Consider the following 14,677-nt stretch of genomic DNA (forward strand, 5'->3'; position numbering starts at 1 on the left):
TTTTGTTTTAAAGTGAAATCAGAGTTATTTTTTTAGCACATTATATAAAACTATCTATGTTGTTATTTCTACGATAGGTGAAATCTCATATGACTGATAACACAATACTTTATACTGTTATGTGATTTCTCTCAAAAAGCTCAAATGACAAACTGTATGTAAAAATTAATTATCTATGACGGTACTCGTTACAAACGAGCACTAGCCTTATCTTAATCTTTATTACTTTTGTCCATCTGAATTTATTCTAGATTCTACTTAATTCGTTAGAACGAAGTTTTTTGTTTTAAACTGGAATCTGTGTCATTTATTCATTAGATAGAAAGAGCTATGTTGTTATTTCAATGGTAGCAGATATCTCTTATGCTTGATAATACAATATTACATTGTTATTGGACTTTTCTTTAAAAGTTAAAAATGACAAACCTGTTGTAAAAATACCCATATGTAACGGTACTCGTTACATATGGGTATTAGACTTACCTTATGCTTTGTTATTTTGTCAATCTCACTTTAGATTTTATAAAGTATTATTTTAAGTATTTTAGGTACTAAAATAAGTTAAGTCTGAGTAGGTTTACTCCTTTATGGGGTTAGTAATTTATTTTATAATTATAATCTACAAGGAACAAAAACAGCTGTAATGGTAATTTAACAAGGTGAAATAGATTCTCAGCATGATTGGTATTAATAAATTTTCTTATTCTACTGCGTGAAGGATAGTAGGTGAAAAGCCAACAGTGAAGTGCGAACGAGGACTTGTAGCTGATAGCCTGACCATTTTAATCTATATATTATTTATATATAATTGGTGATTTTTAAATGGGCACGCCCTAAACATTCAATTTTAGAATTAATAAAAAAATCTCAGGTTAATTAATTAACCTGAGATTTTAAAACTTACACACTTTGTGAGACAGTGCCTATAAATGAGTGCATAATTATAAGATATAACGTACGCTCATTTTTAAAAATGTAATTTATTTATAGTATTAAACTCTATAAATTTTATTAAACAAGTCTTTATAGATTTCTTTGATGATTGCTCGTTTCATTTTCATGGTTGGAGTTAAATGTCCATCTTCAATAGACCAGACGTCTGGTGTTAGTTCAAAACGCTTTATTTGTTCCCATTTACCAAAGTTTAAGTTGCATTTATCTACTTCTTTCTGAATACGTTCAATTACAATATCTGAGTTAGCTATTTCTTTATTTGTGGTACCAATATTTAAATTTTTATGTTTAATCCATTCTTTGATAAAATCAAAATTTGGTTGTATAAAAGCAGCTGGCATTTTTTCTCCTTCTCCTATAACCATCACTTGTTCTATAAATAAGGATTGTTTTAGTTCACCTTCTAATAATGGTGGTACTACATATTTACCTCCAGATGTTTTAAACATTTCTTTAGTTCTACCTGTAATCTTTAAGAAGCCCTCACTATCTAGCTCTCCTTTGTCTCCAGTGTAAAAATAACCTCCTTTTAATACATTTTCAGTTCTTTCTAAGTCTTTGTAATAACCTAGCATTACATTAGATCCTTTAACTAAAATTTCTCCAGTTTCTGCAATTTTTACTTCAACGTTATCTATTACTTTACCAACAGTACCAACTTTAAAACCTTTATTTCTTTGATCATTTACAGAAATTACAGGAGATGTTTCTGTTAAACCATACCCTTCCATTATTGGCATTCCTGCTGCTGCAAATACCTTTGTTAATCTGGGTTGCAGTGCAGCACTACCGGAAACCATTATTTTTAATTCTCCTCCTAAAGCAGCTTGCCATTTAGAGAAAATTAATTTTCTAGCTATTTTTAATTGTGTTTCATACCACCAACCATTTACACCATAAGGTTCATACTTTAAACCTAAATTTACTGCCCAAAAGAACAATCCTTTTTTTATACCGGTTAGAGCCTCTCCTTTTAAAATTATTTTATCGTAAATTTTTTCATACAAACGAGGTACCGCAGTCATTACATTTGGTTTTATTTCTTGTGCATTTTCAGATAATTTTTCAATTGATTCTGCAAAATAAATAGAAACGCCACAATATTGATATAGATATAAAATCATGCGTTCAAATATATGACAGATCGGTAAAAAACTTAAACCAATAGATTTTCCATAATCAAAAGGAACACGTTTTTCTGAACTTAAAACATTGCTAACTATATTTCTATGTGATAACATAACTCCTTTAGGTTTACCTGTGGTACCAGATGTATAAATTAAAGTAGCTAAATCGTCTGTTTTTACATTGTTTTTTCTTTCTTCAACAATGTTTTGATTACTAGTGTCTTTACCAGACTCTAATATCTCATTCCAACTTTTTTCACCTATTATATCATCAAATGTATAAACAGCCTTTAAACTGGTGTTACTTTTTATCTTATTTATTTTTGTTAGAACCTCTATATCTGAAACAAAACAATAAATAGATTCTGAATGATTTAAAACATATTCGTAATCTTCTTCTGAGATCGTTGGATAAATTGGTACATTTTGTGCACCGGTTTGTAATATTCCAATATCACATATGTTCCATTCTGTTCTATTTGTAGATGAAATTACAGCGATCTTATCATTTGGTTTTATGCCTAAATTAATTAACCCTCTACTAATTTGGTTGGCCTGATCAATATATTGTTGCGTTGTAATAGATTGCCAACTACCATTGGTTTTAGAACTAAATGCTTTTTCTAAATTATAGGTTTCTAATTGGTAATAAGGAAAATCGAATAATCTTGTAACTTCTACTGCCATATATTCATATTATAATTGAAGTAGGCAAATTATGAATTTTAGATTGATTTAACAAATACTTACTATAAGAGTTTTTTATTAAGAATAATTTAATTTTTATACAACAATATATTCATATTATTAATTAATATAATATTTGTTTGTGAGTCTTGTATTCTAACTATTGTTTTATTTAAAGGGACTTCTATATTTCTCATAGAAATCTATTATTGTGATATTTAGAAAAAAAAAAGCTAGCTTTTTTTAAAAAGCTAGCTGTATACGGTTTTGGTTAGCCCCCTAATTCCAACCTCTTCCATTATGGGTGCAATCTATAATTAATTGTATAAATTATAGCAGGTATAAATACCTATTTTGCATTTATCAGGTGTTTATTAAAGCTTTTTCCGTTAATTTTAGTGTATTTGGAATCAATCTCGTAGTCAACTTTCATATTTGTAATATTAAATTCACCAGAGACTTTCATGTATTTGATGTTTAAGTCTTCTTTAAAATTGGTGTTTTTAAAAGACACACCATCTAAAAATTGCGTGTATTTATATGTTGCTACCTCTTTAAATATTGCATCTTTAAAACTTACATTACTATTAAACTTCGCGTATTTAAAAGTAGCAATTTCATAGTAGGTTGTATTTGTAAAATTAATTTTGCTATCAAATTTAGCATATTTAAAAGTGCTATCATCTTTAAATGTACTTCCAGAGAAATCAGTGTTTTTTTCAAAGCGAGAGTATTTAAACATTGCTTTATGCTCAAATATGCAGTTCTTAAAAATAGTTTCATTTTCAAAACTAGCTGTAAAAGTTAGTTCAGATTCTTTATCTGGTATATAGGCTAAAACATCATCTTTAAAAGTACAGTTGATAAAAGAAATATTTACATCTATTATTTTTTTAATTTCGTTAGTTGAGTTTTCAGAATTCCAATTAAACCAGCTACTTTTCTTTTTATTAGATTTTTTTTTAAGAGCTTCATTCATAAAAGTAAAATCTAATACACCAATAATAGTCGAATTATTTATTGAAATTGATTTTCCTGCTTTTATATCTTCCATAATAGTAGCGGCTTTAATTTTATTTTGAGCAATACTAATAGTAGAGATTAAAAATAATGAGATTGCAAATAGAACTTTTTTATTTTTCATTTTATGAATATTAATTGATATACATAATAATGACTTTTTTTTTTATAGATTGTGACACTTTAACCATATAAATATTTTAAACTCGTAATTACAGGAGTACAGCGTTATTTACAAAATGCAAAAAAGACCAAATAATTAAATTTGATCTTTTTAAACTCCATAGCAAATATACTTTGTATAATATAATTAAAATATTTCCCCCAAAACATTTTATAATAGTATATAAGTAGGCAAATATAGAAATAGTAGAACTAATTTTTTTGTAATAAATCGTAATAGTTATTTTTTAAAGCTTGCTTTACAATTATGTAATCTTCTTTAAAGTAATTTTTAAAAGAGTTTGAAGTAAATAATTTAAAATCTTTAGCAAAGTGAGATTCATCATAATAATCGTACATGAATATTAAGTCTTTTAATTCTATCTGACCTTTTTCATATTTTCTCATTAAATTTAGAAAACGTTTTATTTGAATATACTTACCAGGTGTTATACCAACCATTTTTTTAAACTCAGTTTCTAATGTCTTTTGCCCAAAAGGAATGGTCTTTAAAATATCATTTACAGAAATTAACCCTTCTTTTTTATTTATCAGTAGAATAACATGATCTATAATTATAGTCTTTTTATCTTCTAGGATAGGTAAAGAGTTTAGAAAAATAGAGATTTCTTTAAATAGGTTTTCATAATTATCTTGGTAATTTAAAAAGATAGTTTTTAATTTTTTTGATAAATTTGGTTTTAAAGAATCTAACGGAAGATGTTGGTTTGTTATTTTAGAAAGATCAATATTGGTTAATTTAAATAGTGTAGTAGGTTTAAAACTAATTCCACAACACAAACCTGCATTTTCTACAACAACAGGATATGATTTTATAAATTGTCCAAATATAGTTAGCCCTTTTAATTCTTTTTTACTTTTATTTTGTATGGTATATTGGTTACCAGAATAAATATAAGAAATGCTAGAAAACGCCATAGGAATTATGATAGTTGTAAAAGGCGTATCTTTTTTGGAGTATTCAATACTATAGAATTCATCTACTAAATGAGAAGCTGTTTCTGTATTATAATATTTTAAATTCATAAGGATAACTTTATCAACTCTAATAATTTTTGGAGTCTCAATTTATTTACAATCATTTTTTTGACTAAAAAATAGAAATTTAATCACTTTGTATATGTACTACTTTCAATTTTTTAGAAGAATTATCTTTAAAAAAGTAACGTATAATTATTAGGTAAGATTATTCGAACTCTTTTTATTCTTTCTTTTTTTAGTAAAAATAGATAAAACAGTAACAAATTAAAAACAGAATAGTCTTTTACGTAGTCATAGCGTAGTAATAAAACTATTAAGTACGTGTAATACTCAAATCTAAAATAAAAACCATGAAATTTAAATCAATTATTTTCTTTTTAAGCCTACTATTTTTCAACAACAATACCAAAGCACAAGCAACTATTCAGCTAAGTTCTAGTTTTAACAAAATTATAGTGAGTCCTCACATAGAAGCTGTTTTTATAAAAGGAACTAACCCAGGTATTGTAATAGAAGATATTAGTGTTCCTTTAGAAAAATTTAAATACGAAATAGAAAAAGGAACATTACAAGTCTATTTAGAAGGTGCTAAAACCTATACAAAAAATAAAAAAATAGTAACTAAAAATTACCAAAAGAAGGTTCCATTATATAATAATAGGGTAGTTAAAGTACTTATCACTTATGCAGATGTATCCTTGTTTTCTATAAGAGGAGAAGAAAAAATTACATTTCAAAACCCTTTAACTCAAAAAGAATGTACATTAAGGTTATATGGAAAATCTGAAGTTACCATTCCTACAATTAAAGTTGATAAATTAAATATCTCTATTTATGGGGATAGTTTTTTAAAGATGAATAAAGGACATGTAACAAAGCAAAAAATTACGGCCTACGGAGCAAGTAAAATAATGGCAACAAGTGTTATTGCAAAAGAAACTAAAATTACAGCCTATGGAAATGGCGTTTTTCAATTAAATACATCAGAACGAATTAAGGTAAATTCTTATGGAGAAGCAACTATTTTGTATAAGGGAAATGCACAACTTAAAAAAGGAATTGTTATTGGCGAATCTACCATTAGAAAATTAATTTAGACTTAGGGCGTTTCCAAAGGTCGGGCTTTCCGCTATATCTTTTTACAGAAAAAGTAAAAAGGATGCCGCTTTAATCCCTAACGCAAAACAGCTTTTAGATTTTTCTAAAAGCTGTTTTTTTATTTAAATGGTTTTGTTTTTATTTTAAAAATAAAAGAAATTATTCAAAGTATTTACACTGAACGGATAGATACAAATTATTTAAAATTTTAATAAATTGCTTTTATATAGCGAAGCTTAAACAAGTAATTTAAGTACTTTTGCAGTGTATAAATTTAATACACTCTATGCTTAAAAAGCACGTAAAACAGCTCTCGTTTAGTTTAATATTATTAAGCCATTTAGGTTTTTTAGCTGCTATTTTATATGAAAAACAGCAAAACATTTATGTTTCCATATTTGTTGTATTGGTAATTATATTACTTCTAATCAGATATAAAAAAACTTCATTAAAAGCCAAAAATCATGATTTAGAACATGTATTAACTGTTGCATTTGTTTTTTTTGGAGCCATTATTACCTACGTTTTAAGTGTTTCATTTAAATTAAGTAGTGTTTTAGCAGCAAGTTTAGTCGGTTTGGTTTTTAGTTTTGTTCCTACATTTTTTACAAAAAATAACTTTATTAAAGGAATGCCTACCGCAGTTTATTGTGGTGCTTTTGTTGGTATGACAAATGTTAATATTGCTCCAGATTATATATTTATAGCACTAGCAAGTGTTATAACAGGTTTTCTGTTAGTAGGTACAAAAGATGCTTTTCATGGTTTTGGAGGTAAATTAGGAACCTTAGCCTTTGGAGGTGTTACCCTTGCTTTTTTTATCACTTTTATAATTTCTAGATGGCTTTAGATAACTTTATATTATTAATTGTAGGAGGTCTATCTTCTATAATTACATTTCTTTTGCAAATAAAATACAAACAAGGACCTGTTAGGTCTTCTGCTTTGGTTGGTGTTTTAGTAGGTGTATTTGTTTTAGTATTTCCTAATTTATTATCAACTTACTTAACAGAAAATTTGCCACTAGTTTGTTTTGGAGCTTCTTTTATAGGTATGGTATCTTCAAAAATTATGTCAGATTATTTGCTAATAGGTTTTTCAGGAGTCGTTTTTACACTTATTTATTTTAATACAAGTAATTATTTTAGTGGCTTTGGAGGTGGTTTAGGATCTGCCGCTTGTATTGCCTTATTAGTAACTTTAAGTATCCCGGTATTAATGAAAAAAAGAAAATTAAGCAATGGGTTTTTATTATTAAGAAGGCAAATGCGTTCTAGAATGAAAAAGAAAAATTACAAATAAATTTAAATTCAAAAAAATATATAAAAAAAACAGTTTTTAGATTTTTCTAAAAACTGTTTTTTTTATACCAATATAATTATATGTTTTAATGAGATTTATAATGATGTTCTTTAGGTTTTCTTTCTCTAAAAGTACCTGCAAAAAGTAGACCACCAATAATTGCCATTAATATAAAAGTAACTTCTTCAAATAAGTTTGCAGAAGCAGTAATAGACGGATTAAAAAAGGAACTACTTAAGCCCATAAAAGACTTGCTACCTGGTACCAACATAATAATACCTAGCGTTAAATAGACCGATTTTGGTGTTTTAGAAATTCTACCAAATATACGGCTGATACCAACAACACTTAAAGTACCAATAAAAGTACTTACTAGAATACCTAAACCAGATGATAAAAATACGGTTATAAAAAAGGCAAAAATACCTGTTAAAACGCCAAAAAACATATCCTTCTTTCTTACTTGAAATATTGGTAAAATACAAATAGAAAATATGGGTATTGCAAAAAAGATAGTCCATTGTGGCATATCAGACACATAATGAGTTAAATCAATATCAAGTAAAGAAGTCATTAAGCCTAAGCCTAGTATTACACCAAAAAATTGTTTAAATAAAACAACCATTGCATCAAATAGTTTTGCGCCACCAGCAACCAAACTTTTAGAGGTTATTTCTTCTAACGCTGTTGTAATTGCCAATCCTGGAATAAAAATAATTATAGAAGCTAATATGGTTAACCCTAAATTAAAATCTGGAAAAATAAATGTTAAAAGACAAGCAAAAATAGTGACTACCAAAGCACATAAAGACTCAAAAACACTTTCTACATATTTAGATTTGTTAGCTAAATATACAAATAGATAAGTAAGTGTACCTAGAAGTAAAGAAAAGATAAAAGAGATCCAGTTTGTACCAATCATTAAACTAAAAGATCCAGCAGCAAAAGCATATGCTAAAGTTAATGTTAAATGATTTACCTCTTTGGTTTTAGCATGAATAATCTTTAATTCTTTGTCTATTTCACTTACCTCAATCTCTGTATCAATTACCTTGTTGGTTAGTTCATCAATTCTAGAAAAAGCACCTAAATTTAAAGATCCAGGCGGAATGCATTCAACATAATTGTAAGAATTGTTTTCATCATAAAAAACATAATTTACCCAAGTAGGTAAATCCATAAAACTACCTGTAATACCTTTTGTTTTGGCAACCTGTGTTAAATATGATTGAATTTTATAGGAAGGAATACCGTATATATGTAACGCTTTTCCAATTTCTACTATAAATTGATATTTTTCTGGAACTTTCATTTGTACTAATTAAACAGTGCTATTTTTATTGATTATTAGAGCCAAAAAAAGGGCTTTAAAAAAGCCCTTTTTTATATACTTTTTTTGAGGTATTATTTTGTCAACCAGTTTTTAGCATTTACAAAAGCTTCTAACCAAGGAGATACTTCATCTTTTCTTCCGGCTGGGTAATTTGCCCAGTTCCATTGAAAAGTAGAACGCTCTATATGAGGCATTGTAACTAAATGTCTACCAGACTTATCAGACAACATTGCAGTATTAAAATCTGATCCATTTGGGTTATTAGGATATCCTTTATAACCATATTTTGCAACAATATTATAATTTGCTTCTGCTTCTGGTAAGTTAAATTTTCCTTCACCATGAGAAATCCAAACACCTAATTCCGTACCCGCTAAACTAGATAGCATAACAGAGTTATTTTCTTGAATTTTTACAGAAGTAAAAGAACTTTCATGCTTCATAGAATCATTATGAACTAATTTACCATGTACTTTATGATCTGGATTTATTAAATCTAATTCCATCCATAATTGAGCTCCATTACAAATACCAACAGACAAGGTATCTTCTCTTTTAAAGAAGTTCTTTAACGCTGTATTTGCTTTTTCATTGTACTTAAATGCTCCAGCCCAACCTTTTGCAGAACCTAAAACATCTGAGTTAGAGAAACCACCGACAGCACCAATAAATTGAATATCTTCTAATGTTTCACGACCAGAAATTAAATCTGTCATGTGTACATCTTTCACATCAAAACCAGCTAAATACATTGCATTAGCCATTTCACGTTCAGAATTTGAACCTTTTTCACGGATAATTGCAGCTTTTGGACGAGATTGCTTCGTTCCTCTCGCAATGACAGGAAGTTTACCTGTAAAGTTCTCAGGAAATTTATACGTTAAAGGTTGATTCTTATAATTATCAAATCTGTCTTGAGCTAAGTTATTAGCGGTTTGTTTACTGTCTAATAAAAAAGAAGTTTTATACCAAACATCTCTCATTTCTGTAACATCAAAAGAGAAATTATCTTCGTTGTTTTTAATGTTTACTGTTCCTGAATTATTAGCAGTACCAATATTAAAAAATTCAACATTATTTTCTGATAAAATATTTTCTACAGAAGCATCTGCTTGGAAAACAATTCCTGAATTTTCAGCAAATAATACTTTAATAGAATCTTCTTCATTTAAAGCAGTAATATTAAAATCGGCTCCTAAATTTACATCAGCAAAACACATTTCTAACAACGTTGTAATGAAACCACCAGAAGCAACATCGTGTCCGGCAGTAATTTTATCGTCTTTAATTAAGTTTTGAATTGTATTAAATGTGTTTTTTACAAAAGCACTGTTTTTAACATCAGGAGCTTCATTTCCAATAGTATTTAAAACTTGGTGGAAAGAACTTCCTCCTAATTTAAACTCATCTTGAGAAATATTAATATAGTAGATATTTCCTCCATCTACTTTTAAAAGAGGTTCAACAACTTTGCTAATTGCGTTACAGTTTCCTGCAGCAGAAATTATAACTGTTCCTGGTGCAATTACTTCATCGTCCCCATATTTTTGTTTCATTGATAAAGAATCTTTCCCGGTAGGAACATTGATTCCTAATTCTATAGAGAAATCAGATACTGCTTTTACAGCTTTGTATAAACGCGCATCTTCACCTTCATTTTTACAAGGCCACATCCAGTTTGCAGATAAAGAAACTGAATCTAAATTATCTTTTAAAGGTGCCCAGATTAAGTTGGTTAAAGATTCTGTAATTGCATTTCTACTTCCTGCAGCAGGATCTATTAATGCAGCAATAGGAGAGTGCCCTATTGAAGTAGCAACTCCTTCTTTTCCTTTATAATCTAACGCCATTACACCAACGTTATTTAACGGAATTTGTAACGGACCAACACATTGTTGTTTGGCAACTTTACCACCAACACAACGGTCTACTTTATTTGTTAACCAGTCTTTAGAAGCCACTGCCTCTAATTGTAAAACCTGAGATAAATAGTTTTTAAAATTCTTAACTTTATATCTAGAATTTTTATAATTTCTAACAACTGTTTTGTCTGTTAAAATAGTTTTAGGAGAAGAACCAAACATGTCTTCCAAGGCTAAATCCATAGGTTTGTCACCTTTTGTTTTAGACTCAAAAGTAAAACGATTGTCTCCAGTTACCTCACCAACAGTGTACATTGGCGAACGCTCACGTTCTGCAATTTTCTGTAAAGTATCTATATGTTTTTCAGCAATAACCAATCCCATTCTTTCTTGAGATTCGTTACCAATAATTTCTTTTGCAGATAGCGTAGGATCTCCAACTGGTAAAGCATCTAAGTCGATTTTACCACCTGTATCTTCTACTAATTCTGATAAACAATTTAAATGTCCACCAGCTCCATGATCGTGAATAGAAACAATAAAGTTTTCTTCACTTTCTACCATTCCACGAACCGCATTTGCAGCACGTTTTTGCATTTCTGGATTAGATCGTTGTACGGCGTTTAACTCGATACCAGAATCTAATGCACCAGTATCTGCAGATGAAACTGCAGCACCACCCATTCCAATTCTGTAGTTTTCTCCACCAAGAATTACAATTTTATCACCTTCTTTTGGTGTGTCTTTTAAAGCCTGATCTGCTTTTCCATAACCAATTCCACCAGCTTGCATAATTACTTTATCAAAACCAAGTTTTCTTGCAGGTGAATCACTTACAGAAGAATTTTCTTTATGTTCAAAAGTTAATACAGAACCAGTAATTAATGGTTGTCCAAATTTGTTTCCAAAATCTGATGCTCCATTAGATGCTTTTATTAAAATATCCATAGGAGTTTGGTATAACCAATCTCTAGCTTCAAATTTATGCTCCCAATATCTATTTTCTTCTAAACGAGAATAAGAAGTCATGTAAACTGCTGTTCCTGCCAAAGGTAAAGATCCTTTTCCACCAGCAAGTCTATCTCTAATTTCTCCACCAGCACCTGTTGCTGCTCCGTTAAAAGGTTCAACTGTTGTTGGGAAGTTATGCGTTTCTGCTTTTATTGAAATAACAGATTCAAAATCTTCAGTTTGATAAAAGTCTGGTTTATCCGCCGTTTTAGGCGCAAATTGTTCTACTTTAGGTCCTTTTACAAAGGCTACATTGTCTTTATATGCAGAAACAATATCGTTAGGAAATTGTTTAGACGTTTCTTTTATCAGATTGAAAAGGGAAGAAGGTTGTTCTTCTCCATCAATAATAAATGTTCCGCCAAATATTTTATGTCTACAGTGCTCTGAGTTTACTTGGCTAAAACCAAATACTTCAGAGTCTGTTAATTTTCTACCTATTTTAGTAGCAACACTTTCTAGATATTCAATTTCTTCGTTACTTAAAGACAATCCTTCCTGATTGTTGTAGGCAGCTATATCTTCGATTTCTAAAATTGCTTCTGGTTTAATTTCTATTGTGAATGAATCTTGAGTTAGTTTCTTGAATTTCTCAGAAATCATTGGATCAAAATCAGAAAATTTTTCTGTAGAAGCTGTAAATTCTTCAATTCTTATAATATCTGAAATCCCCATATTCTGAGTGATTTCTACAGCATTTGTACTCCAAGGAGTAATCATTGCAGCTCTTGGGCCAACAAAAAATGCATTTATTGTTGTTTCTTCTATTTTTGGTTGATTGGCAAATAACCAAGTCAATTTAGCAATAGTTTCTGTAGTTAATTTTTCTGATGTTTGAACAGCGAATACTTTGCTGTTTATATTTCCAAAGAAATGAATCATTATTATATTTTATTTGGGTGTTGTTGTAAAAATGCAAATTTACTTTTTTTCAATTTAATACTAATGATTTAATTTACTGAAATTTAAGAGTTATTCACGAGGTTATAAACCAAAAAAAAAGACCGCCGAAGCAGTCTTTTTTTAAGTTGATAGGGAAATTAATTCTTTATCAATTTTTTTGTAATAGATTGATTGTCAAAATTTATTTTTACTAAATAGATTCCTTTAGTTAAATTAGAAGTATCTACACTATTATTTTTTTGGTTTAGAGTCGCTTTTTTTATCAACTTACCTAAAACATTGTACATCTTAACCTCTGCACTTTCTGTTATTTTAAAATAAACTGTATTACCATCTGTTGGGTTTGGGTACATTTTAAAGGAGTTAAATATGTCTTCTTCTGTACTTAAAGTAGAATAACACGTCCAAGATAAATCATCGATTATTACACGATCACCTCCAGAAGTAGATTCACTAATTGAAACTATAATATTACCATATATATTTATATTTGAAATTGTTGTTGTTTGAATTTCATCTCCATAAGGTAATGTACCTTTTTTAACTCCGTTTACAAATACATCTAAGTTTCCAGTACCACCACTAAAAGCACGTAAAGTTGAAGCTGTTAAACTTCCAATACCATTTGCAAAGGTAGATGATGTTAGAGATCCTATTTTAGAATCTCTAACATCTATAGCAACAGCTTTACCGTTTAAAGTAGCTTCTTTATCTGATCTAGATTTTACAGCAGTCCAATCGATACCATTATCTCCTGTCCACGTAAAAGTAGAGTACGAACTACCTTTATCTGGCACTTTATCAAAAGTCTCAGTAGCACAAGTTGATGATGCTACTGTTGTAGTAGCGCTTACTTCTGTAGATTTAGCAGATACATTATTTGCAATATCTTTTGCGGAAATTGTTACACTATAAGTTGTATTTGGTGCTAAACCAATAGCTGTATAAGTTGTATTTGTACTGGTTCCGTTTAAAGCACCATCTACATAAACAGCATAACTTTCTACAGAAGAATCATCTGTGGAAGCAGACCAACTAACTTTAAAACTAGAGCCAGATTGATTAGTAATAGTAATACCTGTTGGTACAGTTGGAGGTGTAATATCTGTTAAAGTTGTTGCGTTTGCAGCTATTGATTGAGCAGATTTATTATTTGCAATATCTTTAGCTAAAATAGTAATACTGTAAGCTGTACCAGTAGTTAAACTAGTTAAAGAGTATGTTGTATTTGCGGTGTTACCTTGTAAAACACCATTTGCATAAACTTCATATTTTGTTACCGCTTCATTATCCGTAGAAGCTGTCCAAGAAGCATTAATAGAAGTTGATGTAATATTATTTAGTGTAACACTTGTTGGCACAGTTGGTGCCTCTGTATCTGGAGTTAAGTATATACCCCAAGAATCTAAAGCATTTTCTCCTCCCCAAATTCTTGTTGCTAAATAGGCATTGTCTATAAAAGGATTTCTGTTTCCTTGTGCGTAAGCTGCATTAGAATCATGATAAGCATTTCTTTGTCTTTCAAAATCTGATACAGGATCTTCTACGTTCCATTCTAAGAATAAATCGATCATTTCATCATCTGGCCCAACTAAGTTTCCAATACCAACACCAGTTGGTTTACATTGGTCTCCGTAACGAATATACATGTACATCATCATTCTAGCGACATCACCTTTCCATTCATCACCAGGATACCAACCGCCATTTTGGTTACCAGCATTACCAGAACCATCAGCAAATTTAGTATTACCTCTATTAGAGTTCATTTTTACATCAGAAGGACGTAAGTTGAATGCTTCCGCATAAGGTGGGCCGCTTTTACCAGTTTTTTCAAGTTTTGGGTTTGCCAATGAGTTTGCATAAGTATGTTCTCTGTTCCAATCTGTACCCGTATTACCACCATTTAAAGATTTACTTCTGGTTCTATCTGTTATATAGTCTCCATCAGTATCATTATATCCGTAAATAAGTAAAACATTATCTTCATTTGTAGGGTCTACATCTGTAATTTTACTGGCTTCCCAAATACCAGGAGTATAGCTTAAAAAGTTTGTATGAGCAGCAGCTGTTTTTACAGCTAATTCATCTTTTAGTTCTAGTTCAGATTTTGTTAAATCTACATCGTTATAATAAGATTCTGCTTGTGCATTTATTAAAAATGAAGAGAATAATAAAAGTATAAGTAATGTTTTTTTCATGTGTTTTATGTTTTA

At 29.4% G+C, this 14,677-nt stretch carries 9 protein-coding genes; 3 read left to right on the forward strand and 6 right to left on the reverse strand.

Annotated features, from left to right (window positions below; all coding sequences use genetic code 11):
• Window positions 1–992 precede the first annotated feature (992 nt).
• The 3 genes from GQS58_RS14780 to GQS58_RS14790 form a co-directional block, all read right to left on the reverse strand.
• Window positions 993–2,768 (reverse strand): AMP-dependent synthetase/ligase, encoded by a 1,776-nt coding sequence (locus GQS58_RS14780; protein WP_166387281.1) that lies wholly within the window; start codon window positions 2,766–2,768, stop codon window positions 993–995.
• 349 nt (window positions 2,769–3,117) lie between these two features.
• Window positions 3,118–3,912, reverse strand: a complete 795-nt coding sequence (locus GQS58_RS14785) for a pentapeptide repeat-containing protein (protein WP_166387283.1) — start codon at window positions 3,910–3,912, stop codon at window positions 3,118–3,120.
• 251 nt (window positions 3,913–4,163) lie between these two features.
• On the reverse strand, window positions 4,164–4,997 hold the full coding sequence (locus GQS58_RS14790) for a helix-turn-helix domain-containing protein (RefSeq protein ID WP_166387285.1): 834 nt from the start codon (window positions 4,995–4,997) through the stop codon (window positions 4,164–4,166).
• A 305-nt stretch (window positions 4,998–5,302) separates the two neighbouring features.
• Between GQS58_RS14790 and GQS58_RS14795 the strand changes: the two genes are divergently transcribed.
• The 3 genes from GQS58_RS14795 (at window position 5,303) to GQS58_RS14805 (ending at window position 7,352) form a co-directional block, all read left to right on the forward strand.
• A complete protein-coding gene (locus tag GQS58_RS14795) occupies window positions 5,303–6,049 on the forward strand; it encodes a GIN domain-containing protein (RefSeq protein ID WP_166387287.1) in 747 nt (248 codons plus the stop codon).
• Between the two features lie 287 nt (window positions 6,050–6,336).
• Complete coding sequence (locus tag GQS58_RS14800; RefSeq protein ID WP_166387289.1) at window positions 6,337–6,900, forward strand: hypothetical protein; 564 nt, start codon at window positions 6,337–6,339, stop codon at window positions 6,898–6,900.
• Window positions 6,891–7,352, forward strand: coding sequence for a hypothetical protein (locus GQS58_RS14805; RefSeq protein WP_166387291.1), 462 nt, complete (start codon window positions 6,891–6,893; stop codon window positions 7,350–7,352). The genes GQS58_RS14800 and GQS58_RS14805 overlap by 10 nt, the downstream gene beginning before the upstream one ends.
• Before the next feature lie 85 nt (window positions 7,353–7,437).
• Here the strand turns inward: GQS58_RS14805 and GQS58_RS14810 are convergent, their stop codons facing one another.
• The 3 genes from GQS58_RS14810 to GQS58_RS14820 all read right to left on the reverse strand — a co-directional run bounded on the left by GQS58_RS14810 (window position 7,438) and on the right by GQS58_RS14820 (window position 14,662).
• A complete protein-coding gene (locus tag GQS58_RS14810) occupies window positions 7,438–8,664 on the reverse strand; it encodes a threonine/serine exporter ThrE family protein (protein WP_166387293.1) in 1,227 nt (408 codons plus the stop codon).
• A gap of 92 nt (window positions 8,665–8,756) precedes the next feature.
• Window positions 8,757–12,440: a phosphoribosylformylglycinamidine synthase gene (gene purL / locus GQS58_RS14815; protein WP_166387295.1), complete on the reverse strand. Its 3,684-nt coding sequence runs from the start codon at window positions 12,438–12,440 to the stop codon at window positions 8,757–8,759.
• Window positions 12,441–12,598: 158 nt separating this feature from the next.
• The gene (locus tag GQS58_RS14820) at window positions 12,599–14,662 is read right to left on the reverse strand and encodes an endonuclease (RefSeq protein ID WP_166387297.1); all 2,064 of its coding nucleotides are present in this window, start codon (window positions 14,660–14,662) and stop codon (window positions 12,599–12,601) included.
• Window positions 14,663–14,677: the final 15 nt, after the last annotated feature.

The sequence above is a fragment of the Polaribacter sp. 11A2H genome (genome assembly GCF_011379025.1).
GTDB lineage: Bacteria > Bacteroidota > Bacteroidia > Flavobacteriales > Flavobacteriaceae > Polaribacter.

Bases quoted from the DNA above. Each gene is read 5' to 3' on its own strand.
- GQS58_RS14790 (WP_166387285.1), bottom strand. From the start codon at position 4,997: ATGAATTTAAAATATTATAATACAGAAACAGCTTCTCATTTAGTAGAT.
- GQS58_RS14805 (WP_166387291.1), top strand. From the start codon at position 6,891: ATGGCTTTAGATAACTTTATATTATTAATTGTAGGAGGTCTATCTTCT.
- GQS58_RS14820 (WP_166387297.1), bottom strand. From the start codon at position 14,662: ATGAAAAAAACATTACTTATACTTTTATTATTCTCTTCATTTTTAATA.
- purL (WP_166387295.1), bottom strand. From the start codon at position 12,440: ATGATTCATTTCTTTGGAAATATAAACAGCAAAGTATTCGCTGTTCAA.
- GQS58_RS14795 (WP_166387287.1), top strand. From the start codon at position 5,303: ATGAAATTTAAATCAATTATTTTCTTTTTAAGCCTACTATTTTTCAAC.
- GQS58_RS14785 (WP_166387283.1), bottom strand. From the start codon at position 3,912: ATGAAAAATAAAAAAGTTCTATTTGCAATCTCATTATTTTTAATCTCT.
- GQS58_RS14780 (WP_166387281.1), bottom strand. From the start codon at position 2,768: ATGGCAGTAGAAGTTACAAGATTATTCGATTTTCCTTATTACCAATTA.
- GQS58_RS14800 (WP_166387289.1), top strand. From the start codon at position 6,337: ATGCTTAAAAAGCACGTAAAACAGCTCTCGTTTAGTTTAATATTATTA.
- GQS58_RS14810 (WP_166387293.1), bottom strand. From the start codon at position 8,664: ATGAAAGTTCCAGAAAAATATCAATTTATAGTAGAAATTGGAAAAGCG.